The organism is Variovorax sp. YR266 (genome assembly GCF_900107295.1).
Taxonomy (GTDB): Bacteria; Pseudomonadota; Gammaproteobacteria; order Burkholderiales; family Burkholderiaceae_C; genus Variovorax.
On record NZ_FNPM01000007.1, the window covers coordinates 314654 to 337044 of the forward strand.

Consider the following 22391-nt stretch of genomic DNA (forward strand, 5'->3'; position numbering starts at 1 on the left):
TGGTCAGTGATTGCAGATGATATCCGCTCCGACCCGAGGGGCATCCCCTCGCTAACGCGCCCCCGGGCGCCAGCGCAACGAGGGTAGTGCGAAGGCCATACCCAGCAGCGCGCCGGCCGCCACGTCCAGTGCCACGTGCTGCTTGACCGCCAGCGTCGAATAGGCGATGGCGGCGAACCAGGCCCAGTTCAGCACGCGCCACAGGGCCGGCGTGCGCGCCTCGCGCAGCACGTGTTCGACGCGGATGGCGGTGAAGATGGCCACGGCCACGTGCATCGAGGGGCAGGCGTTGCCCGCCGCGTCCACGCCCTGCAGCATCGCGAAACCGGGGTAGCCGATGCCGTCGATGGCCATAGGGGGTATCTGGGTCGGCCAGAAGTAGAAGAGGCTCAGGCCGGTGATGCACAGCGCGCCGATCCACAGCCCGTAGACCACCAGTTCGCGGAACGTGAGCTGCAGCCCCGGCGCGATGCCCACGTACACCCAGAGCGAGAGGTACGCGCCCAGCGTGTAGGGCTGAAACGGAATCAGGTGGTCCAGCGGCGTCAGCGGCATCACCGCCACCGGAAAGGCCGGGTTGCGCAGCAGGTGGAAGTAGCCGATGAAGAACAGCCAAGTGAAGACGGTGGTGCCGACCGCTTTCAGCAGGAAATGGCGGCGCACGCGCAACCAGATCTCGGCGGTCCACGTGGGGGGCCGGGCGTCGGGCGCCATGTGCAGGGGGATCGGTGAGTGCATGGTGTTGTCGGTCGCCGATCTTGCCAGAGCACCATGAAGCATCCCCCGCGATGCCCCGCTGCATCAGGGGGTGGTGGGCCGCTTGCGGTGCTGGAACGAAGTGGGTGAGCGGCCCGTGGCGGCCTTGAACATCGCACAGAACGCGCTGTCGGTGGCATAGCCGCTGGCGGCCGCCACCTGGCTCACGGCCATGCCGCGCGCCAGCAGCGGCAGCGCATGTGCCATCACGGCCTGCTGGCGCCACTGCTGCCAGCTCATGCCGAGCTGGTCGCGGAACAGGCGCGCCACCGTGCGCTCGCTGGCGCCGATGGTGGCGGCGCGCTCGGCCAGCGTGGCGCGGTCGGCCGGGTTGCGCAGCAGCGCCTCGCACAGCTGGCGCAGGCGCTTGTCGGTGGGTAGCGGCACATCGATGCGGATCTGCGTGGCGCGCTCCACCTCGTCGACCAGCAGCGGCGCGATCATGCGCTCGCGCTGCGGTGCGTGCGGATCGGTCGGCGGCAGGCCGTCGGGCGTGGTGTCGAGAGCCAGCATCAGCGCGCGCAGCAGCGGGCTGATTTCCAGCACTTCGCACTTTTCCCAGGTGGGCGCGATCCAGGCGTGCAGGTAGACGGTACGCAGTTCGGCGTCTTCGATCAGCGTGATGCTGTGCGGCATGTTGGCCGGCACCCAGAGCGCGCGCGAGGGCGGCACGATGTAGCTGCCGTCCTGCGTGCTCAGGCGGATCACGCCGCGTGTGGAAAAAGTGAGCTGCGGCCACGGGTGCTCGTGCAGTTCGACCAGCGTGTCCGCGCTCAGGAAATGCTCCTTGGCGCGCAGCGGACGCACCGCGTCGGGGGCGTAGAGGTGCGGCGTGAGAGAGGCAACGCTGGTGATCGGGGCGGGGAGCGCGCCGCGCGGCCTGGCGGGCGCGGCGCTCCTGGAGGTGGGTGAGGCGGCGCTTGGCATGGTTTCGACAAATGTTGTCGCTGTATCGCCATTCTGCCGCGTCCCCGGCGCATAGCATCGATGCCTGCCCCGTTTTTTTGTAGCAATCCATGTCTTCCACTTCGTCCGCGAGCGCTGGTTCTCCTCCTCACAACAACACCTTGCGCACCGACGCCAAGCTGATCGGGCTGGTCGGCCTGGCCCATGCGGTCAGCCATTTCAGCCAGCTCATCCTGGCGCCGCTGTTCCCGTGGCTGAAGGACGCGTTCAACGTGAGCTATGTGGAGCTGGGCGCGGTGCTCACGGTGTTCTTCGTGGTCTCGTGCATCGTGCAGGCGGCCTCGGGCTTCATCGTCGACAAGCTGGGCCCGCGGCCGGTGCTGTTCGTCGGGCTCGGGGCACTGGGGCTGGCGGCTTTCGGCTACGCCGCGGCGCAGAGCTACTGGATGCTGCTGTTGTGCGCGGTGGTCGGCGGCATCGGCAACGGCGTGTTCCATCCGGTGGACTACACACTGTTCAACCGCAAGGTCGCGCCGACGCGGCTGGGCCATGCCTACAGCGTGCACGGCATCACCGGCAGCCTGGGCTGGGCGCTGGCGCCGGCCTTCGTGGTGCCGATCGCCATCGCCTTCTCGTGGCGCGTGGCGCTGGCTTCGGCGGGCGTGGTGGCTCTCGTGGTGCTGCTGGTGCTGTGGGCGTATCGCAGCGTGCTGTCGCTCGACGCGGCCGCCGTGCACAAGGCCACGGGGCAGGGCGAGCCCGCACCCGTCGGCGGCGAGTTCGACTTCCTGCGCATTCCGGCCGTGTGGATGTGCTTCGGTTTCTTCTTCTTCTATGCAGCGGTGATCAGCGTGGTGCAGACCTTCGCCCCGGTGGCCGCGGGACACCTGCATGCGGTGCCGGTGGCGCTGGTGGCGGTGTGCCTCACGGTCTACATGGTGGCGAGCGCCGCGGGGATGGTGGTGGGTGGCTTCCTGGCCTCCGATCCGACGCGCTGCGAGCGCATCGTGGGCGCGGGCTTCGGCATTGCGGCCGCGCTGGCGCTGGTGCTGGCGTTCGCGAGCTTTCCGCCGGTCGTGGTGCCGGTGCTGTTCGGGGCCATGGGTTTCGTCTCGGGTGTCGCCGGGCCGTCGCGCGACCTGCTGGTGAAGAAGTCGACGCCGCCCAATGCGACCGGGCGCGTCTACGGCGTGGTGTATGCGGGGCTCGACATCGGACAGGCCCTGGCGCCGCTGGTGTTCGGGCGACTGATGGACCATGGGCAGTACACGAGCGTGATCGTGGGGCTGGCGCTGGTGCAGGGTGTCCTGATCGCCAGCGCGTTCAACGTGCGCCGTGTGCGGCGCACGGCGCTGGTGCCTGCCTCGGCCTGAGTCCCTTCTTTTTGATCGAAGTGCGGTCGATATCATCGGCCGCATGCAAGCCTTGTATGTCTATGTGATCGCCGGTGCTGTATTGGCGGGTTTCGTGCAGGGCCTGTCGGGCTTTGCGTTCGGGCTGGTGGCCATGTCAGTCTGGGCGTGGACACTGGAGCCGCAACTCGCGGCGGTGCTTGCTCTCTTTGGCGCGTTGACGGGGCAGGTGATCGCGGCGGTCACGGTGCGGCGGTCTTTCGACAAGAGTGTTCTCTGGCCCTTTGTGCTCGGTGGGCTGGTCGGGGTGCCGTTCGGTGTCTGGCTGCTGCCGCACCTCGATCTTGTCGTCTTCAAGCTGTGTCTTGGCGTGCTGCTGGTGCTGTGGTGCCCGGCGATGCTGATGTCGCAGCATCTGCCGAAGGTTTCGTTCGGTGGGCGTTGGGCTGATGGCGTGGTGGGTGCCATGGGTGGTGCGATGGCGGGCATCGGCGGGTTCTCGGGGACCCTTCCCACGTTGTGGTGCACGTTGCGCGGCTTTCAGCGCGATACGCAGCGGGCTGTGATCCAGAACTTCAATCTGTCGATGTTGATGGTGGCGTTTGCCATTCATGTTTTCAGCGGGAGCATCGGGCGTTCTGTGGTGCCTCTGCTGGGGCTTGTTGCTCTGGCTGTTGCTGTGCCTGTGTTGCTGGGGGCTCGGCTTTATATCGGGATCAGTGAGGTGGCGTTTCGGAAGCTGGTGTTGGGGTTGTTGACTGCTTCTGGGGTGGCTTTGTTGGCTTCTGCAGTGCCTGCTTTGTTGCGGCGCTGAAGTTCTTTTTGAGTGGTGATGAGGGGTTGTTTCCCCGGGGCCGGGACTCGCCCCGGCGGGCGACCTACTTTTCTTTGCTTCGCCAAAGAAAAGTAGGCAAAAGAAAGGCGACCCCACTGTCTGCGACCCCTTCGCGTAGCGAAGGGGCAACCTGCGGTGCTCGCGTTTCGCGGGGTCTCGCCCAAACTCGCTTCGCTCAGACAAGGGCGAGCCCTTATCCGCGAAACGCTGCGCTCCTCGGCGCAGCCAGAGGGGAGGGGAGACGGAACGGGCCTTTGCTTCGCTCGGCTTGGTGTCGGCTGTTCAGAGGCCGAGCGCAGCGATGGCCTGTTGGGCTCCCCAATCCCTTCTGGCTGCGCCGAGGAGCGCAGACGTAGACGGGATCAGGGCCGCAGCTGTTTGAGCGAAGCGAGTTCTGCGGACCCCCGTCTACGTCGAGCACCGCAGGTTGCCCGTAGCGAAGCGGAGGGACGCAGACAGCAGGGTCGCCTTTTCTTTGCTTACTTTCTTTTGGCGAAGCAAAAGAAAGTGAGTCGGCCGCCGGGCCGAGACCCGGCCCCGGAACGCACTAAACCAGCAAGGCTTCACCGAGGCAGCGCCAAGGCAAACGGCAAACTAACAACCCCCAGCAAGGTAGACAACGTCACCAACCCCGCCACATAAGGCCCGTTGTACCCCATCCGAGCAGCCAGCACATAAGCACTGGAAGCCGTAGGCACAGCAGAAAAAGCCATCAACACGGCCGCATGCGTCGCATCCAGCCGCAACCAAAGCGCCAACCCCCATGCGACCAGCGGCAAGAACAGATGCCGTATCGCCAGTACCGAAACAGCCAGCACCTTCCCCGCCCCCAGCGTGGAGAACTTCATCCCAGCCCCCGCGGCCAGCAACCCCAACGCCAGCGACGCAGCCCCGATACGCGTCAACGTAGGCGTCGCCCAGGCAGGCACAGCCAGGCCCAGCACATTCGCCAGCAGCCCTGCCACCGTCGCGACGATCAGCGGGTTGCGCACCAGTTGCCGCACGAACCCGGTCTGCGCATGCCGCGTCATCGGCCACACGGCCGCGATGTTGAAGATGGGCACGCACACACCGATCAGCACCGCGATCAGCAGCAGGCCCTCGGCCCCGGCCAGCCGCTCCGCCAACGCCAGGCAAATGAACGAGTTGAAGCGGAACGCGACCTGCGCACTGGCCGCGTGGTCGCGTCGGTCGATGTGCGTGCGCAGGCCCGGAACGAAGGGCAGGGCATAGGCCATTGCGATGCCGCAGGCACCGACGCCGACGCCCGCCGTGAGCAGGCTCGACGTCGCACCGAAGTCGAGCGGGCTGCGCACGATCGAATGGAACAGCAGTACGGGAAAAAGAAAGTAGTAAACGAGGCTCTCGACCTGATCCCACACGCGGCGGTCGAGCGCGGTGTAGCGGCACAGGAGCCAGCCGATGGCGATGAGGGAGAAGTCGGGGAAAAGCAGCTGAGCGTAATTCACCGCTTCGAGGATAAACCCGCTTGACCATGGGTAATCCACAGCATGGAGAGCGCTCCTGAACCGCTAGCATCCGGGCTTCGTTTTTCGACATCATTCATTCAAATACCAAGGAGTTTTCGATGCAACGTCGTCAATGGAGCGCGCTGGTGGGAGGCGCCGCACTGGTCGCCATCGCGGGTCAGAGCTTTGCGCAGGGGTACCCCAACAAGCCCGTCGAGTTGAGCGTGCCCTTTGCACCGGGCGGCACGACGGACATCGTGGCGCGCGTGATCTCCGATCCGCTGGGCAAGGTGCTGGGCCAGCCCGTGGTGGTGATCAACCGCGCCGGTGGCGGCGGCATCGTGGGCGCGGCCGAAACGGCGCGTGCCACTCCCGACGGCTACAAGCTCGGCATTGCCACCGTGTCGAGCACGGCGGCCAACCCGGCCATCAACCCGAAGACGCCGTACGACCCGATCAACGACTTCACGCCGATCATCAACATCGCGGCCACGCCGAACATCATTGCGGTCAACCCGAGCTTTCCGGCCAAGAACTACGCCGAGTTCGTGGCCGAGCTGAAGAAGAACCCCGGCAAGTATTCGTACGCCTCGTCGGGCACGGGCGGCATCGGCCACCTGCTGATGGAGCTCTACAAGAGCCTGACCAACACCTTCGTCACGCACATCCCCTACCGCGGCGCGGGCCCGGCGCTGAACGACGTGGTGGCCGGCCAGGTGCCGATCATGTTCGACAACATTCCCTCGGCCATGCCCTTCATCACCAGCGGCCGGCTGATCCCCATCGTGGTGTCGGCGCCGCAGCGCCTGGCCGCGCTGCCCAATGTGCCGACCTTCAAGGAAGTGGGCCTGGAGCCGGTGAACCGCATGGCCTACTACGGCATCCTCGGCCCCAAGGGCCTGCCGAAGGAAGTGGTCGAAAAGATCAGCGCTGGCGTGAAGAAGGCCGTGGAAGAACCGGCGGTCCGCAAGCGCATCGAGGACACGGGCTCGCTGATCGTGGCCAACTCGCCCGAGCAGTTCGCCGCGCAGATCAAGGCCGAGTACGAGGTCTACAAGCAGGTCGTGAAGAAGCAGAACCTGAAGCTCGACTGATAACTCTTCTTCGCACGAAAGAAAGCCGCTCGCATGCCGGGCGGCTTTTTCTTTTGTTATCTTGCAAGGCATGACCGAGGCAGCCACGCAGACACCCGACATCGACGACTTCATCGACGCCCTCTGGCTCGAAGACGGGCTGTCGAAGAACACGCTGGCCGCCTACCGCCGCGACCTCGCGCTGTTCGCGCAGTGGCTGCACGCGCAGCGCAGCGGCGCCGGGCTCGATGCCGCGAAGGAGTCCGACCTGCAGGCCTACATGGGCGCGCGCCTGTCCACCAAGGGCAAGGCCACTTCGGCCAACCGCCGCCTCACCGTGTTCAAGCGCTACTACCGCTGGGCGCTGCGCGAGCGCCGCATCGTGGCCGACCCGAGCATCCGGCTCGCGCCCGCGCGGCAGATGCCGCGCGCCATCAAGACGCTGTCGGAAAAGCAGGTCGACGACCTGCTGGCCGCGCCCGACGTCGAGTCGCCGCTCGGCCTGCGTGATCGCGCGATGCTGGAGCTGATGTATGCGAGCGGCCTGCGCGTGAGCGAGCTGGTGGCGCTCAAGGCCATCGACATGAGCCTGAACGACGGTGTGCTGCGCGTGCTGGGCAAGGGCAACAAGGAGCGGCTCGTGCCCTTCGGCGGCGAAGCGCGGCGCTGGATCGAGCGCTACCTGGAGGAGTCGCGACCCGCCATCCTCGATGGGCAGCAGACGCCCGACCTGTTCGTGACCGCGCGCGGTGCGGGCATGACGCGCGTGATGTTCTGGATCATCGTGAAGAAGCACGCCACCGCGGCCGGCATCCACGTGCCGCTGTCGCCGCACACGCTGCGCCATGCCTTCGCCACGCACTTGCTGAACCACGGGGTCGACCTGCGCGCGGTGCAGTTGCTGCTGGGGCATGCCGACATCTCGACGACGACGATCTACACGCACGTGGCGCGCGAGCGCCTGAAGCAGCTGCATGCGCAGCACCATCCGCGTGGATGAAGGCGGACAATGAGAAGCGACGCAACCCTCGCAGACGAACGACAGACACCATGAATTTCCTTGCTTCCTCGAAGCCCTCGCACCGCATGGCGACCCGCCTTCTTGCTGCCGCCGCGCTGTGCGCCGCTTCCGGCGCGCACGCGCAGGCCCTGCCCAAGACGGTTCGGCTCATCGTTGCCTACCCGGCGGGCGGCGTCAGCGACGTGGTCGCGCGCGCACTGGGCGACCGGCTCGCCGCGCAGATGGGCATCACGGTGATCGTGGACAACCGCGCCGGCGCGAGCGGTGCCATCGGCATGGACGCCGTCGCCAAGGCCGCGCCCGACGGCGCAACGCTGGGCTTCTCGGCCATCAGCCCGCTGGTGCTGAGCCCGCACCTGGGCAAGCTGCCCTTCGACCCGCTGAAAGACGTGGCACCGGTGGCCAGCGTGATGTATTCGCCGGTGCTGCTGATCGCTACGCCGGCCAGCAAGGCGAAGGATTTCCGCGCGCTGATCGACGACGCCAAGGCGCATCCGGGTGCGGTGCGCTGGGCCACGTCGGGGCCGGCTTCGCTCGGGCACATCGTGCTGGAGCAGCTGCGTGCGGCGGCGGGCGTCGACATCACGCACGTGCCCTACAAGGGCGGCGGCCAGCAGCTCAACGATGCGATCGGCGGGCAGTTCGAGATCCTGTCGACCAACGCGAGCCCGACGCTGTCGTCGCACATCCAGTCGGGCAAGCTGCGTCCGCTGGCGGTGGGCGCCCCCGCGCGCCTCGAGAGCCTGCCCCAGGTGCCCACGCTGGACGAGCTGGGCTACAAGGCGGCCAACATCAATTCACTGTTCGGCGTGTTCGCGCCCGCAGCCACGCCGAGCGCTCTGGTTGCGAAGTACAACGCCGAGATCAACAAGGCGCTGGCCAGCCCCGAGCTGCGCGCCAAGCTCACGGCCACCGACAACGTGCCGACCGGCGGCACCGCGGCTGCGTTCGCGAAAGAGATCGCCAGCGAGTTCGAAAGCAACGGCCGCATCGTGAAGGCCGCGGGCATCAAGGCCGACTGACGCCTGGATGACACCTCGGCTTGCAGTGTGAATTTCCCTACCTTATAGTAGGTGGATGACCAGCGCCACAGCCCTTGCCACCGGCAGCACCCGCGAGCAGATCCTCGCGGTGGCGCGCGGGTTCATCGAAACGCGCTCCTACCTGGGCTTCAGCTTCCAGGACGTGGCCGACGCGGTCGGCGTGCGCAAAGCCAGCCTGTACCACCACTTCCCGACCAAGGAGGCGCTGGGTGTCGCGGTGATCCGCGCGGCCACGCAGGGCTTCAAGGACTGGGACGCCGCCCGGGCGCGCGAGCCGAAGGACGCGCTCGAATCGTATTTCCGCATGTACCGCAACACGCTGAGGGCCGGCTCGGGCATGTGTCCCGCCGGTGCGCTGGCGCCCGGCTGGGGCGTCATCAACGACGAACTGCGCCAGGCCGTGCAGGAGTTGCGCAACACGCAGGTGACGTGGCTCACCGGTGTGCTGGGCGCGCTGATGCCGGCGCGGAAAAAGGGCGCGTCGGTCGCTTCGCTGGCCGCCTATGTGTTTTCGGTCTGCCAAGGCGCGCTGCTGTCGGCGCGCATGACAGGGCGCGTGGACGACTTCGACGAAGCCGTCGCGCAACTCAGGAGTTCACTGCCCGGCTGACCGCCAGGCCTGATGCAGGCACGTTTCGGCGTGCCTATTTTTTGACCTCGTAGCCTACCGATTGGATGGTAGACAAACCTGTTGGAGCACACCCATGAAAGCCGTCATTTCCGCCTACGCCCGTTCCCCCTTCCACTTCTCGAAGAAAGGCGCACTCGCCGAAGTGCGGCCCGACACGCTCGCCGCCGGCGTGGTGCGCGGCCTGCTGCAGCGCACCGACCTCGACCCTGCACTGCTCGAAGACGTCATCCTCGGCTGCGCGTACCCCGAGGCCTCGCAGGGCAACAACCTCGCGCGCATCGTCGGGTTGCTGGCCGGCCTGCCGCACGAGGTGGGCGGCATGACGGTGAACCGCTTCTGCGGCTCGTCGATGCAGGCCGTGCACATCGCCGCCGCGCAGATCGAGGCGGGCATGGGCGACGCTTTCCTGTGCGTCGGCGTGGAGTCGATGACGATGGTGCCGCAGGGCGGCTTCAACTTCTCGCCGAACCCCGAGCTGAAGGAGAACACCGACGCCTACATCTCGATGGGCGAGACGGCCGAGAACGTGGCGCAGCGCTGGAACGTGAGCCGCGCCGACCAGGATGCCTTTGCGGTCGAGTCGCACCGCAAGGCGGCCGAGGCGCGCGCGCAGGGGCGCCTGGCAGGCGAGATCGTGCCCGTGCGCCTGGCATCGGGCGACATCGTCGATGCCGACGGCTGCATCCGGCCCACGACTTCGGCCGAGGCACTGGCGAACCTCAAGCCCGCATTTCGCCCCGATGGCGTCGTGACGGCCGGCACCTCGTCGCCGCTGACCGACGGCGCGGCCGTGGTGCTCGTCACCAGCGATGCCTTCGCGGCGAAGCATGGCCTGCAGGCGTTGGCGCGCATCAGGTCGTTCGCGACCGTGGGCGTCGACCCGGCCATCATGGGCATCGGCCCGATTCCCGCGACCCGCAAGGCGCTGGCGCGCGCCGGCCTGAGCGCGGCCGACCTTGATGTGATCGAGATCAACGAGGCCTTCTCCTCGCAAGCGCTGGCTTGCATCCGCGACCTCGGGCTCGACCCGGCGAAGATCAACCTCGACGGCGGTGGGCTTTCGATCGGCCATCCGCTGGGCGCGACGGGTGCGCGTATCACCGGCAAGGCTGCATCGCTGTTGGCGCGCGAGAAGGGCCGCTATGCGCTGGCCACGCAATGCATCGGCGGCGGGCAGGGCATCGCGACGATTCTCGAGCGGGTCTGAGCGTCCGAGAATGCGGGCAGAAACCACAAGGAGACCCGATGACGGCAAGCACTGAAGCCGGCGCGAAGCGCAAGCTGTACCTGGAAGACCTGGCGGTAGGCGACCGCTTCCAGAGCGGCGAGCACGTGCTGGACGTGGCGCAGATCAAGGCCTTCGCGCAGCAGTTCGACCCGCAGCCTTTCCACACCGACGAAGAGGCCGCCAAAGCCACCTTCTTTGGCGGCCTCGCCGCGAGCGGCTGGCACACGGCCGCCCTCACGATGAAGCTGCTGGTCGACAGCGGCATCCCCCTGGCCGACGGCATCATCGGTTCGGGCGGCGAGCTCCAATGGCCCAGGCCGACGCGCCCCGGCGACGTGCTGCACGTGGTGAGCGAGGTGGTCGAGATCACGCCCTCGCGCTCCAAGCCTGGCCGCGCGATGGTGACGATGCGCTGCCAGACGCTCAACCAGCGCGGCGAAGTGCTTCAGGCCTTCACGCCGAAGCTGGTGGTGCACAGCAGGCCAGCATCGGCCTGAGTTCAGACCACGCGCAGGCCCAGTTCCTCGACCAGCGAGGCGGCCTGCCGGTGTGAGATGGTGGCGCCCTTGAACTGGGCCGCGTTCGCGAGCCGCAGCCCGCCCAAGTCGACCTCGCGCAAGTCCGCGCCTTCGAAGCGCGCAAGCTTCAGGTGTGCGTTGCGCAGGCTGCCACCCTCGAATACCGCCTCGCGGAAATCGCAGCCCGACAGGTCGGCCTCGGAGAAGTCGAGTTGTTCGAGCTTCTGCTTGCGGAACGACATGCCGCGCAGGTGCGCATCCACCAGCAGCGAATCCTTGAAGCCGATGCCCAGCGCTGAGACTTCACCGAAGTGCGCGCCCGTGAGCTTCACGCCGGTGAAGAACGCCGATGCCAGCTTGGTGCGCGTCCACTGCGTGTTGTTCAGGTCGCAGTCCTGGAAGCGCGCGTTCGTCAGGTCCGCGAGGCCGAAGTCGGCCTGGCGTGCCCTGCATCCGGCCCAGCGGGTTTCCGACAGCAGTGCGCGGTCGAACGAGGTTTCGGCGAAGTTGCAGAGCGTGAACTGCGCGCCGCGCAGGTCGAGGCGGGACAGGTCGGCCTCGTCGAAATCGCAGCGTTCAAAATGCAGCGGCTCGGCGCCCTTGCGGTTTTGCAGGCAGGCCAGCAGGTCGGGGCGTGACCAGGTCTGGTCGGAAATCACATTGCTCATTCGGGGCGCGAGTCGGTCAGCGCACGCAATTCTTCGGGGCTGAAGCCCGCCCGGCTGCGTGCCTCGAGGTTGAAAGGCGGCTTGTGGCGCGGTGCGTCATAGCGCGCCACAAGCGCGGGGTAGGTCGCCTCCGCATCGAGGCCCGCGCCATCGCACAGCCAGCGGTACCAGTGGTTGCCGATGGCCACGTGGCCCACTTCGTCGCGCAGGATGATGTCGAGGATCTCCACCGCGCGCAGCGCATCGGGCGTGTTCACGCGCTTGAGCTTGCCCTGGATGAGCGGCGTGGCGTCGAGGCCGCGTGCCTCCAGCGTGCGCGGCACCAGCGCCATGCGGGCGAGCACGTCGTCCTTCGTTTTCTCGCACATGTTCCACAGGCCGTCGTGGCCGGGGAAGTCGCCGTAGCGCCAGCCCATGTCCTGCAGGTGCGTGTGCAGCAGGGTGAAGTGCAGCGCCTCTTCGTCGGCCACGCGCAGCCAGTCGCGGTAGTAGGTCTCGGGCATGCCGTCGTAGCGCCACACGGCGTCGAGCGCGAGGTTGATCGCGTTGAACTCGATGTGGCAGATCGAATGGATCAGCGCGGCACGGCCTTCGGTGGTGAAGGGCGAGCGCTTTTGCACGGCGGTGGCGGCCACGCGCAGCGGCCGTTCGGGGCGGCCCGGCACGCCAACATCGTCGCCGGCGGTGCGGATCGGGTCGGTTGCTATGGAATCGGTAGCGCCGGACAAAGATATGGCGCGCGTTGCGGCCACCTTTTCGTCGGGGTCTGTCAGGCGTAGCGCGGCGAGCGCGCTCAATCGGGGGTGCATCCCTACAATTCTAGGTTTTGACCTTCCATGGACTGAAAGCAATGGCGCTCTACGAACTCGACGGCGTGGCCCCCCAGATGGGCGAAGGAGCATGGGTGGCCGACAGCGCTGAGGTCATGGGCAACGTCAAGCTGGCGGACAACGCCAACGTGTGGTTTGGCGCCGTGCTGCGCGGCGACACCGAGCTGCTGACCGTCGGGCGCAACAGCAACATCCAGGACCTGTCGGTGCTGCACGCCGACATCGGCTGCCCGCTGATCGTTGGCGACAACGTGACCATCGGCCACCAGGTGATGCTGCACGGCTGCACCATCGGCGACAACACGCTGATCGGCATCCAGGCGGTGGTCTTGAATAACGCGAGGATTGGCCGCAATTCGATCGTTGGCGCCGGCAGCGTCGTGACCGAGGGCAAGGAGTTCCCGGACAACTCGCTCATCATGGGCTCGCCAGCCAAGGTGGTGCGCACCCTCGACGACGCGGCGGCCGCCAAGCTGCGACAGGGCGCCGAGCACTATGTGTTGAACGCCCGTCGCTTCGCGAAGGGCCTGAAAAAGATCGCCTGACCGCCCCGGTGGCAGGCACACAGAGAAAGAAGACGTTTTGAGCGAGCTGCACAAATTCCTGTTCGATGGCCTGCCGGTGCGCGGCATGATCGTGCGCCTGACAGATGCGTGGCAGGAGATCCTTGCGCGGCGCGCCTCCAACACCGCCACCGGCGCCTACCCGCCGCCCGTGGCCGAACTGCTCGGCGAGATGACGGCTGCCGCCACGCTGATGCAGGCCAACATCAAGTTCAATGGCGCGCTGATCCTGCAGATCTTCGGCGACGGTCCCGTGAAGGTCGCGGTGGCCGAGGCCAAACCCGACCTGAGCCTGCGCGCCACCGCCAAGGTGATCGGCGACCTGCCGGCCGATGCGCGCCTGCCCGACATGGTCAACGTGAACAACAAGGGCCGCTGCGCCATCACGCTCGACCCCAAGGACAAGCTGCCGGGCGCCACCCCCTACCAGGGCGTGGTGCCGCTCTTCGGCGACGAGGGCGAGAAGCTCGGCAAGCTCAGCGACGTGCTGCAGCACTACATGCTGCAGAGCGAGCAGCTCGACACCACGCTGGTGCTCGCAGCCGACGACAAGGTGGCTGCCGGCCTGCTGATCCAGCGCCTGCCTGTGAAGGGCGAGGGCAACCTCGAAGGCACCTCCGACAAGGATCACGACCAGGCCAACGAAGACCAGATCGGCCGCAACGAGGACTACAACCGCATCTCGATCCTCGCGTCTAGCCTGACGCGCGACGAGCTGCTGACGCTCGACATCGAGACCATCCTGCGCCGCCTGTTCTGGGAAGAAAAGCTGCTGCGCTTCGAGCCGCAGGCCGGCCTGCTGGGCCCGCACTTCGCGTGCACCTGCGGCCGCGAGCGCGTGGCGCAGATGATTCGCGGGCTGGGCGTCGAGGAGGCCGAGAGCATCCTCGCCGAGCGCGGCGACATCGAGGTGGGCTGTGACTTCTGCGGCAAGCAGTACCGCTTCGACGCGGTCGATGCGGCGCAGCTGTTCAAGCCGCTGGGCGACCAGATTCCGGGTAGTCCGGTCGTTCAGTAGTCCTGGGTGCCCGGGCTGGGCAGGCTCAGCGCGCGCCGTCGTCGAATTCGCTGAAAGCTATGTCGGGCGCGCTCGTGTTGTGCTTCGACGGCAGGCTGCGGCCGAAGCGCACTTGCGTGGCCTGCAGCGTCTTCACCTCGGGCAACGGCAGCACCTGCAGCGCCGCTTGAGGCGATGCCTGCCAGCGCACTTCGCTCACGTCGGCGTTGTCGGGCGTGACGTACATCGAGCGCAGCACAGCGAAGGGCTGTGCGCTCGCGGTGGGCTTCGACAGCGTCACGTCAAGCGCGGTGCGCGCGCGGCTGATTTCGTCCACGCGCACCGCGGCGCTGCCGCCGTCGGTGAAGCGCACGTTAATGGCCAGCGGCCGCGGCACGATGCGGATCGACGCGATGTTCACCACCGGCCGCGCGGCCGCCTCGACCGGGCCGAGCAGGAACGACGAGCCGTACACGCCATCGCCGAAGCGGGCTTCGGGCAGCGGCTTGATGCGCCAGTAGCCGTCGGACGGGTAGAGCACGATCGCTTCGAGCGCCTTGCCGTTTTCCTTCTTGAACACCTGCAGCAGGTGAAAGCCGCTGTCCTTGCGCTTGCCCACCTGCACAGGCACGCGCTGCGGCCGCCAGAAGGTCGGCAGCGTCATGCCGACGATGCGCCACTGGGCGTTGTCCATCAGCACCACGGTGCGCTTGCGGAAGCGGTGTGCCGGGTCGGTCGGGTGCGCGCCGCCGTCGAAATTGCAGCCCGAGAAGTCGGGTTTGGTGACGTCGTTGCCGATCTTGTCGAGATAGTCAGGCTGCAGCGCCTCGATGCGCATGTGGCGGATGCCGTCGCCGCGCAGGGTCAGCGAGACGTTGTCTTCCTCGGCGCAGGCGGTGGTGGTGGTGCCGTTCTCGACGGTGGCGGCAACGGGGGCTGCGGTAGCCTGGCCAGCGGCCAGCAGCAGGGCGGCCAGAGCGCCGGGAAGAAGCGTGACGCGTGCGACGGTCGAAAGGGGCATCGGGTCTCCGGTAAGAGGTGAGGCGCGCTGCTACTCGCGGCGCGCGATCAGGTCGCTGAAGAGCTTATGTTCGCATTCCGGGTCGGAGCATTTCTCGCAAGGCCACGACCATGAGGCGGGCTTCGCGTCGGACTGGACGCGCGTACGCGGACGGCCTTCGCTGCCCGCGATGGAATTGATGGCGTTCCAGGCATTGGCAAGCCGTTCGCCGCCCATGCCGTGCACCACGGCATACGAGAGCTTCGCGCCCGTGAGCGCGGCGCGCACCAGTGTGTCGGTCGGCTGGCGAGCATGCGGGCCGTCGCGCATGTCGTCGGCCACCCAGGGCAGGTCGAGCGCGGTGAGCAGCGTGATGGCATAGCGCCGTTGCGCGGCCAGGGCGCTTTCGTAGAGCTTGGTGTCGGCGAACAGCTGCTCGCTGTAGACCGCAGTCATGAGTGCGGTGGTGTCGGCCACCACCACGCCGGTGGCGGCCGCGGCGTCGATACGGCGGGTCTGCTCGTCGGCGATGGCCTGCTGCTCGTCGGGGCGTGGCGTGCGGCCTTCACGCTCGCACCACTCCCGCAGGTACTCGCCCACCAGCGTGGCCGGCGTGCCGCGGTCCTGCAGGCGCTGCGCGATGGCACGGGCCAGCTCGGTCTTGCCGGTGCTCTCGGCGCCCACGAGTGCGATGACGCAGCCGGTCGGAAGCGTGGGCGTCATGCGCGTACCGCCTGCGCGGGCATGCGCTGCCGCCACGCGATGTAGCCGGCCACGCTGAGCACGGCGAACACCGCATACAGGCCCACGGTGAGCCACAGCCCCTTGTGGATGAACAGGCCCACGCTCACAACATTCACGGCCAGCCAGATCAGCCAGTTCTCGATGAACTTGCGCCCGAGCAGGAACTGCCCGACAAGGCTCAGGCCGGTGGCGAAACCATCCCACCAGGGCACGTCGGTGTCGGTGAAGCGGCGCAGGAAGAGGGCGACGGCCGGCCACGCCAGTGCGCAGGCAGCAAGTGTGAGCGCGATGCCGCGCGGCGAGAGCCGGGTGACATGCAAGGCGCTGCCGTCGGCACGATGGCCACGCAGCCATTGCGACCAGCCCCATAGCGCGACGAAAGCGAAGAAGACCTGGAGCGAGGCGTCGCCGTAGATGCGCGCCTTGGCGAATACCGCCACGTAGAGCAGTGAACTGACGATGGCCAGCGGCCATCCCCAGTGAATCTCGCGCATGTTGCAGCCGACCATGGCGAGCGCCAGGAGCGAGGCCACGAGCTCGAGCCAGCTGACAGGAGAGCCCCACAGCAGAAATGCAGGGGCCGAGAGAAGCTCGAGGATCAGGTTCTCCCCCGGAGGGCACCGTCGCAGTCTGTGCGTGGGACACCGCGGAACCGGCTTTGCCGGGCCGCTGGTGTCGCCCCCTGGAAGGGGTTTGGCGAAGCGACACGAAGTGCGCGAAGACTGGGGGTCATCCTAATGTGCGATCTGTACGAACACTTCGTTCGGCTTCACCATGCCGAGTTCCGCGCGTGCACGCTCCTCGACCATTTCTAGGCCGTCCTTGAGGTCGTTGACCTCGGAGGTCAGGCGCTCGTTGGTCAGCGCAGCCTTGGCGTTGGCTTCCTTCTGGTCGGCCAGCTTGGTGCGCAATTGCGTCACGTCGCGCACGCTGCCGCGCCCGTTCCACAGCTGCCACTGCAGGATGGCCAACAGGAGCAGCAGGACGATCGGTGGAACGAGGCGGGCGCGCATGCCGCGTGGCGTCCGGGCGTTACTTCAGGTTGTAGAACGCGCCGCGGCCCGGGTAGACGGCGATGTCGCCGAGGTCTTCTTCGATGCGCAGCAGCTGGTTGTACTTGGCGATGCGGTCCGAACGCGACAGCGAGCCGGTCTTGATCTGGCCGGCGTTGGTGCCCACGGCGATGTCGGCGATGGTGCTGTCTTCGGTTTCGCCCGAGCGGTGCGAAATGACGGCCGTGTAGCCCGCGCGCTTGGCCATCTCGATGGCAGCGAAGGTCTCGGTCAGCGTGCCGATCTGGTTGATCTTGATCAGGATCGAGTTGGCGATGCCCTTCTCGATGCCTTCCTGCAGGATCTTGGTGTTGGTGACGAACAGGTCGTCGCCCACCAGCTGCACGCGCTTGCCCAGGCGTTCGGTCAGGTGCTTCCAGCCGTCCCAGTCGCCTTCGTGCATGCCGTCTTCGATGCTGATGATCGGGTACTTGTCGACCCAGGTCGCGAGCATGTCGGTCCAGCTTTCGGCCGTGAGCGAGAGGTTTTCGCCCGACAGCACGTACTTGCCGTCCTTGTAGAACTCGCTGGCCGCGCAGTCCAGGCCCAGGGCGATCTGCTCGCCGGCGGTGTAGCCGGCCTTGTCGATGGCTTCGAGGATCAGCTGGATGGCCGCTTCGTGGCTCTCGACGCTGGGGGCGAAGCCGCCTTCGTCGCCAACCGCCGTGCTGATGCCGCGGTCGCCCAGGATCTTCTTCAGTGCATGGAACACTTCGGCGCCATAGCGCACGGCCTCGCGGAAGCTCTTGGCGCCCACGGGGATGATCATGAATTCCTGCAGGTCGAGGCTGTTGTTGGCGTGCGCGCCGCCGTTGATGACGTTCATCATCGGCACCGGCATCTGCATGCCGCCCATGCCGCCGAAGTAGCGGTACAGCGGCAGGCCCGACTCTTCGGCTGCTGCGCGGGCCACGGCCATCGAGACGGCGAGGGTGGCGTTGGCGCCCAGGCGGCCCTTGTTGTCGGTGCCGTCGAGGTCGATCATCGTGCGATCGAGGAAGGCCTGTTCGCTGGCGTCGAGGCCGAGCACGGCTTCCGAGATCTCGGTGTTGATGTTCTCCACGGCCTTGAGCACGCCCTTGCCGAGGTAGCGGCTCTTGTCGCCGTCGCGCAGCTCGATGGCTTCGCGCGAACCGGTCGATGCGCCCGAAGGCACGGCTGCGCGGCCCATGGTGCCCGATTCGAGCAGCACGTCGCATTCGACGGTGGGGTTGCCTCGGCTGTCGAGAATTTCGCGGCCGACGATGTCAACGATTGCACTCATCTTTTGTCTTTCTCTTTCTGGTCTCTTTGGCGGATGAACAAATTGGGATCAGAGGCCTTCGACGGCGATCATGTTCATGATTGCCGCGCCGGCACGCGCTTCGCGTGCCTTGAGGTACTCGGGTGTCTCGTAGAAGGCCTTGGCCTTCTCGAAGCTGGCGAACTTGAGGATGACGATGCGCGTGGGCTTCCAATCGCCTTCGAGCGGTTGAATCTGGCCGCCCCGCACGCACACTTCGGCGCCGTGCGCCTGCATGGCGACGGTCGACCACTTCTTGTATTCCTCGTACTGCGTCGGGTTGGTCACCTCGACGTGGGCGATGACGTAGCCGCTGCTCATGCGACCGCCTTCAGTGTCTTGTTGGTGCTGCCGGCGCCCTTGTCCTTGTGCTCGAGCGCAGCCTTGATGAAGGCGTTGAACAGCGGGTGGCCGCCCCACGGGGTCGACTTGAACTCGGGGTGGAACTGCACGCCGATGAACCACGGATGCACGTCCTGCGGCAGCTCGACGATCTCGGTCAGGTGCTCGCGCTGCGTGAGCGCGGAGATCACGAGGCCGGCGTTGCGCAGCTCGTCGAGGTAGTTCACGTTGGCTTCGTAGCGGTGGCGGTGGCGCTCCGTGACCACGTCGCCGTAGATGCTGTGCGCCAGCGTGCCGGGAGCCACGTCGGAGCTTTGCGCGCCCAGGCGCATCGTGCCGCCGAGGTCGGACTTCTCGTCGCGCGTCTTCACCGTGCCGTCGCGGTCCTTCCACTCGGTGATCAGCGCGATCACGGGGGTAGGCGTCTCGGGGTCGAACTCGGTGCTGTTGGCGTTCTTCAAGCCGGCCACGTGGCGGGCGTATTCGATGGTGGCGACCTGCATGCCCAGGCAGATGCCAAGGTAGGGCACCTTGCCTTCGCGGGCGAAGCGGGCGGCCGAGATCTTGCCCTCGACGCCGCGCTGGCCGAAGCCGCCGGGCACCAGGATGGCGTCGTACTTGGCCAGGCGCGACACGTCTTGTGCCGAGATGGTCTCGGAGTCGATGTAGTCGATCTTCACGCGAGCATGGTTCTTCATGCCGGCGTGGCGCAGTGCTTCGTTCAGCGACTTGTAGCTGTCCGACAGGTCGACGTACTTGCCGACCATGGCAATCGACACTTCCTTTTGCGGATGCTCGACTTCGTACACCAGGTCGTCCCAGCGCTGCAGCTTGGCGGGCGGGGTGTTGATGCGCAGCTTGTCGCAGATCAGGCCGTCCAGGCCCTGCTCGTGCAGCATGCGGGGCACCTTGTAGATGGTGTCCACGTCCCACATCGAGATGACGCCCCATTCGGGCACGTTCGAGAACAGCGATATCTTGGCGCGTTCGTCGTCGGGAATCGGGCGGTCGGCGCGGCACAGCAGGGCGTCGGCCTGGATGCCGATGGCGCGCAGTTCCTTGGCGGTGTGCTGCGTGGGCTTGGTCTTGAGTTCGCCGGCGGCGGCGATCCAGGGCACGTAGCTCAGGTGCACGAAGGCCGAGTTGTTCGGACCCATGCGCAGGCTCATCTGGCGCACGGCTTCGAGGAAGGGCAGCGACTCGATGTCGCCCACGGTGCCGCCGATTTCGACGATGGCCACGTCCACCTCGTGCGCCGTGCCGATGCCGGCGCCGCGCTTGATGTATTCCTGGATTTCGTTGGTGATGTGCGGGATCACCTGCACCGTCTTGCCGAGGTAGTCGCCACGGCGCTCTTTTTCGAGCACGGTCTTGTAGATCTGGCCGGTCGTGAAGTTGTTGGCCTTGCGCATCCGCGTGTTGATGAAGCGCTCGTAGTGGCCGAGGTCGAGGTCGGTCTCGGCGCCGTCATCGGTGACGAACACTTCACCATGCTGGAAGGGCGACATCGTGCCGGGGTCGACATTGATGTACGGATCGAGCTTGATGAGGGTGACTTGGAGGCCGCGCGATTCGAGGATCGCGGCGAGCGAGGCGGAGGCGATTCCCTTGCCAAGGGAAGAAACGACACCACCGGTGACGAAGACAAATTTGGTCATGCCAGTTCCGGACGCTGTGAATCCGGGCAGTGGGAAATTGCGATTATAGGTGTGCCCTTCGCGACACCTTTCGCCAAGGGCTTGTTGCCGCTTGTTCGATGGCATGTGAGCAACAATACGGCCCATGCAAGATCTCGCCGGCAAACACATCGTCCTGGGCCTCACAGGGGGCATCGCCTGCTACAAGTCGGCCGAGCTGTGCCGCCTGTTCGTCAAGGCGGGCGCGACCGTCCAGGTCGTCATGACCGAGGCGGCGGAGCAGTTCATCACTCCCGTGACCATGCAGGCGCTCTCCGGGCGCACCGTCTACACCTCGCAGTGGGACACGCGTGAGCCCAACAACATGCCGCACATCAACCTGAGCCGCGAGGCCGATGCGATCGTGCTGGCGCCCTGCAGCGCAGACTTCATCGCGCGGCTGGTGCAGGGCCGCTCCGACGACCTTCTGAGCCTGATGTGCCTGGCCCGCCCCATGGACCGCGTTCCGCTGCTGATCGCGCCGGCCATGAACCGCGAGATGTGGGTCCATCCCGCCACGCAGCGCAACCTGATGCAGGTGTCGGCCGATGGCGCGACCGTGCTGGGCGTGGGCAACGGCTGGCAGGCCTGCGGCGAAACCGGCGACGGCCGCATGCTGGAGCCGGCGCAGCTGCTCGAGGACATCACCGCCTTCTTCAGCCCCAAGCTGTTGGCGGGGCAGAAGGTGCTGGTCACGGCCGGCCCGACCTTCGAGGCGCTGGACCCGATCCGCGGCATCACCAACCATTCGTCCGGCAAGATGGGCTTTGCCATTGCCCGTGCGGCCCGCGAGGCGGGCGCCGAGGTCACGCTGGTGGCCGGCCCGGTGCACCTGCCGACCCCGCGTGGCGTGACGCGCGTTGACGTGCTGTCGGCGCAAGACATGCTCGAAGCGACCACCCGCGCTGCGCAGTCTGCTAGCATTTTTGTAGCTACAGCCGCCGTGGCCGACTGGCGGCCCGCAATGCACAGCGACCAGAAGATCAAGAAGGACGGCAGTGGCAAGACACCGGTGCTGAATTTCGTGGAGAACGCCGACATCCTCCTCACGGTCGCCAAGAGCGAGCGGGCCCAGTCGAAGAAGCTCTTCTGCGTTGGCTTCGCGGCCGAGAGCGAGAACCTCGCCGAGCACGCCAAGGCCAAGCGTGAGCGCAAGGGCATTCCGCTGCTGGTCGGCAACATCGGCCCACTGACCTTCGGGCAGGACGACAACGCGCTGCTGCTGGTGGACGCCAACGGCGTGCGTGAGCTTCCGCGCGCGCCCAAGCTCACGCTGGCGCGCGAACTGATGACCGAAATTGCAGCCCGGCTTACCGACTGGAGTGTCTGATGAACCTGAATCCCCAATGGAACACGCCGCCGAACGGCGACTTCGCTCGCTATGTCGAGCGGCTGTCGGCGCAGGCCACGCTGCCGAAGAGGGCGGCGCAGCCCGGCGAGCCCGGGCTCGATGTCGGCATCACGACGGCGCCCGGGCAGCAGGGCGGCCCCGTGACTGCCGCCATGCAGCAACGCAACGAGGCAGCGTCGAACGGCGAAGTGCCGAAGTCACAGCCCGGGTCGTTCGACCCCCTGACCCTCAAGGTGCTGGGCGTCGGCGGCGCACTGGTGTTCCTCGTGCTGTGGGCGGCCGGCGTGCCGTTCGGCGTGCTGGTCCTGCTGGCGGGCCTGGCCGTCTGGTTCGGCAAGAAATTGAAGGGCGTGAAGCTCACCCCCGGCGTCGCCAAATGGCAGCAGGTGCTCGAGGAAGCCGCCCGCAAGCAAAAAGAACAGCAACAGAAGCAAGGCAGCAAGTAAGTGAAAGTCGACGTTCGTATCCTCGATCCGCGCATGGTGGATCAATTGCCCGCGTATGCCACTCCCGGAAGCGCCGGCCTCGATCTGCGGGCCTGCCTCGATGCCCCCATCACGCTGGAGCCCAATGGCTGGCAGCTGGTGGGCACCGGCATTGCCATCCACCTGGCCGACCCGGCCTATGCGGCGCTGATACTTCCGCGCTCCGGGCTGGGCCACAAGCACGGCATCGTGCTGGGCAACCTCGTCGGCCTGATCGACAGCGACTACCAGGGCGAGCTGAAGATCAGCGCCTGGAACCGCAGCGACACGCCTTTCGTGCTGCAGCCGATGGAACGGCTCGCGCAACTGGTGATCGTGCCGGTGGTGCAGGCGCAGTTTCGGGTGGTCACAGACTTTGCACCTTCGCAACGGGGCGAGGGCGGCTACGGCTCCACGGGCAAGCACTGAGCCGATCTGGGAGGGAAGTTGGGTTTCCGAGCGGTAAAGAGCGGAACCGGCAAAGGCCGGCCGGCCTCGAAGGTATCAGTGTGTGTTCTGACGTCATCGCAGCGGGCGCTGCGGCGTTAGTCAGGCAGGCACAAGCCGATGCATGCATTCTTCATGCATCG

General features: G+C 66.7%; 25 protein-coding genes. 13 read left to right on the forward strand and 12 right to left on the reverse strand.

Annotated elements, in window-relative coordinates; translation table 11 throughout:
• Positions 1 to 51 precede the first annotated feature (51 nt).
• Positions 52 to 714: a phosphatase PAP2 family protein gene (locus tag BLW48_RS20095; RefSeq protein WP_093177109.1), complete on the reverse strand. Its 663-nt coding sequence runs from the start codon at positions 712 to 714 to the stop codon at positions 52 to 54.
• Between the two features lie 87 nt (positions 715 to 801).
• Positions 802 to 1683: an AraC family transcriptional regulator gene (locus tag BLW48_RS20100; protein WP_093050991.1), complete on the reverse strand. Its 882-nt coding sequence runs from the start codon at positions 1681 to 1683 to the stop codon at positions 802 to 804.
• A gap of 89 nt (positions 1684 to 1772) precedes the next feature.
• Between BLW48_RS20100 and BLW48_RS20105 the strand changes: the two genes are divergently transcribed.
• Positions 1773 to 3035: an MFS transporter gene (locus BLW48_RS20105; RefSeq protein WP_093050988.1), complete on the forward strand. Its 1263-nt coding sequence runs from the start codon at positions 1773 to 1775 to the stop codon at positions 3033 to 3035.
• A gap of 43 nt (positions 3036 to 3078) precedes the next feature.
• Positions 3079 to 3828 (forward strand): sulfite exporter TauE/SafE family protein, encoded by a 750-nt coding sequence (locus tag BLW48_RS20110; RefSeq protein ID WP_093177110.1) that lies wholly within the window; start codon positions 3079 to 3081, stop codon positions 3826 to 3828.
• 584 nt (positions 3829 to 4412) lie between these two features.
• On the opposite strand, the gene BLW48_RS20120 is transcribed toward BLW48_RS20110, so the two are convergent.
• Positions 4413 to 5330 (reverse strand): AEC family transporter, encoded by a 918-nt coding sequence (locus BLW48_RS20120; protein ID WP_177142369.1) that lies wholly within the window; start codon positions 5328 to 5330, stop codon positions 4413 to 4415.
• A 107-nt stretch (positions 5331 to 5437) separates the two neighbouring features.
• Between BLW48_RS20120 and BLW48_RS20125 the strand changes: the two genes are divergently transcribed.
• From BLW48_RS20125 to BLW48_RS20150, 6 genes are all read left to right on the forward strand, one after another.
• The gene (locus tag BLW48_RS20125; protein WP_093050982.1) at positions 5438 to 6412 is read left to right on the forward strand and encodes a tripartite tricarboxylate transporter substrate binding protein BugE; all 975 of its coding nucleotides are present in this window, start codon (positions 5438 to 5440) and stop codon (positions 6410 to 6412) included.
• A 70-nt stretch (positions 6413 to 6482) separates the two neighbouring features.
• The gene (gene xerD / locus BLW48_RS20130) at positions 6483 to 7391 is read left to right on the forward strand and encodes a site-specific tyrosine recombinase XerD (RefSeq protein WP_093177112.1); all 909 of its coding nucleotides are present in this window, start codon (positions 6483 to 6485) and stop codon (positions 7389 to 7391) included.
• A 50-nt stretch (positions 7392 to 7441) separates the two neighbouring features.
• Positions 7442 to 8434, forward strand: coding sequence for a Bug family tripartite tricarboxylate transporter substrate binding protein (locus BLW48_RS20135; protein WP_093177113.1), 993 nt, complete (start codon positions 7442 to 7444; stop codon positions 8432 to 8434).
• 55 nt (positions 8435 to 8489) lie between these two features.
• Positions 8490 to 9065 carry a TetR/AcrR family transcriptional regulator gene (locus BLW48_RS20140; RefSeq protein WP_093080027.1) on the forward strand — a complete coding sequence of 192 codons (576 nt, stop codon included), beginning with the start codon at positions 8490 to 8492 and terminating at the stop codon, positions 9063 to 9065.
• A 94-nt stretch (positions 9066 to 9159) separates the two neighbouring features.
• The gene (locus tag BLW48_RS20145; protein ID WP_093177114.1) at positions 9160 to 10293 is read left to right on the forward strand and encodes a thiolase family protein; all 1134 of its coding nucleotides are present in this window, start codon (positions 9160 to 9162) and stop codon (positions 10291 to 10293) included.
• A 38-nt stretch (positions 10294 to 10331) separates the two neighbouring features.
• The gene (locus tag BLW48_RS20150) at positions 10332 to 10811 is read left to right on the forward strand and encodes a MaoC family dehydratase (RefSeq protein WP_093177116.1); all 480 of its coding nucleotides are present in this window, start codon (positions 10332 to 10334) and stop codon (positions 10809 to 10811) included.
• Between the two features lie 2 nt (positions 10812 to 10813).
• Here the strand turns inward: BLW48_RS20150 and BLW48_RS20155 are convergent, their stop codons facing one another.
• Positions 10814 to 11500, reverse strand: coding sequence for a pentapeptide repeat-containing protein (locus BLW48_RS20155; RefSeq protein WP_093177117.1), 687 nt, complete (start codon positions 11498 to 11500; stop codon positions 10814 to 10816).
• Positions 11497 to 12309 carry a ferritin-like domain-containing protein gene (locus BLW48_RS20160; protein ID WP_093177119.1) on the reverse strand — a complete coding sequence of 271 codons (813 nt, stop codon included), beginning with the start codon at positions 12307 to 12309 and terminating at the stop codon, positions 11497 to 11499. The genes BLW48_RS20155 and BLW48_RS20160 overlap by 4 nt, the downstream gene beginning before the upstream one ends.
• A gap of 41 nt (positions 12310 to 12350) precedes the next feature.
• Between BLW48_RS20160 and BLW48_RS20165 the strand changes: the two genes are divergently transcribed.
• Positions 12351 to 12875, forward strand: coding sequence for a gamma carbonic anhydrase family protein (locus BLW48_RS20165; protein ID WP_093177120.1), 525 nt, complete (start codon positions 12351 to 12353; stop codon positions 12873 to 12875).
• Positions 12876 to 12912: 37 nt separating this feature from the next.
• Entirely contained in the window at positions 12913 to 13911 is a 999-nt protein-coding gene (locus tag BLW48_RS20170; RefSeq protein ID WP_093050955.1) for an Hsp33 family molecular chaperone HslO, read from the forward strand.
• 25 nt (positions 13912 to 13936) lie between these two features.
• On the opposite strand, the gene BLW48_RS20175 is transcribed toward BLW48_RS20170, so the two are convergent.
• The 7 genes from BLW48_RS20175 to BLW48_RS20205 form a co-directional block, all read right to left on the reverse strand.
• On the reverse strand, positions 13937 to 14911 hold the full coding sequence (locus BLW48_RS20175; RefSeq protein ID WP_093177122.1) for a hypothetical protein: 975 nt from the start codon (positions 14909 to 14911) through the stop codon (positions 13937 to 13939).
• Between the two features lie 30 nt (positions 14912 to 14941).
• Positions 14942 to 15613, reverse strand: a complete 672-nt coding sequence (locus BLW48_RS20180; RefSeq protein WP_093177124.1) for an AAA family ATPase — start codon at positions 15611 to 15613, stop codon at positions 14942 to 14944.
• Positions 15610 to 16203, reverse strand: coding sequence for a nicotinamide riboside transporter PnuC (gene pnuC, locus BLW48_RS20185; RefSeq protein WP_371127352.1), 594 nt, complete (start codon positions 16201 to 16203; stop codon positions 15610 to 15612). The genes BLW48_RS20180 and pnuC overlap by 4 nt, the downstream gene beginning before the upstream one ends.
• A gap of 165 nt (positions 16204 to 16368) precedes the next feature.
• Positions 16369 to 16647, reverse strand: coding sequence for a cell division protein FtsB (ftsB, locus tag BLW48_RS20190; protein WP_093050946.1), 279 nt, complete (start codon positions 16645 to 16647; stop codon positions 16369 to 16371).
• 19 nt (positions 16648 to 16666) lie between these two features.
• A complete protein-coding gene (gene eno / locus BLW48_RS20195; RefSeq protein ID WP_093050943.1) occupies positions 16667 to 17950 on the reverse strand; it encodes a phosphopyruvate hydratase in 1284 nt (427 codons plus the stop codon).
• Positions 17951 to 17998: 48 nt separating this feature from the next.
• Positions 17999 to 18289: a DUF1330 domain-containing protein gene (locus tag BLW48_RS20200; RefSeq protein ID WP_093050941.1), complete on the reverse strand. Its 291-nt coding sequence runs from the start codon at positions 18287 to 18289 to the stop codon at positions 17999 to 18001.
• Positions 18286 to 19968 carry a CTP synthase gene (locus BLW48_RS20205; RefSeq protein ID WP_093050939.1) on the reverse strand — a complete coding sequence of 561 codons (1683 nt, stop codon included), beginning with the start codon at positions 19966 to 19968 and terminating at the stop codon, positions 18286 to 18288. Before BLW48_RS20205 ends, BLW48_RS20200 begins: the two co-directional genes overlap by 4 nt.
• A 124-nt stretch (positions 19969 to 20092) precedes the next feature.
• Here BLW48_RS20205 and coaBC point away from each other — a divergent pair, with 124 nt between their 5' ends.
• The 3 genes from coaBC to dut are packed head-to-tail and all read left to right on the forward strand — an operon-like array spanning position 20093 to position 22230.
• Positions 20093 to 21316 (forward strand): bifunctional phosphopantothenoylcysteine decarboxylase/phosphopantothenate--cysteine ligase CoaBC, encoded by a 1224-nt coding sequence (gene coaBC, locus BLW48_RS20210; RefSeq protein ID WP_093177125.1) that lies wholly within the window; start codon positions 20093 to 20095, stop codon positions 21314 to 21316.
• Positions 21316 to 21783 (forward strand): hypothetical protein, encoded by a 468-nt coding sequence (locus tag BLW48_RS20215; protein ID WP_256330843.1) that lies wholly within the window; start codon positions 21316 to 21318, stop codon positions 21781 to 21783. Before coaBC ends, BLW48_RS20215 begins: the two co-directional genes overlap by 1 nt.
• Complete coding sequence (dut, locus tag BLW48_RS20220) at positions 21784 to 22230, forward strand: dUTP diphosphatase (protein WP_007835673.1); 447 nt, start codon at positions 21784 to 21786, stop codon at positions 22228 to 22230.
• Positions 22231 to 22391 lie beyond the last annotated feature (161 nt).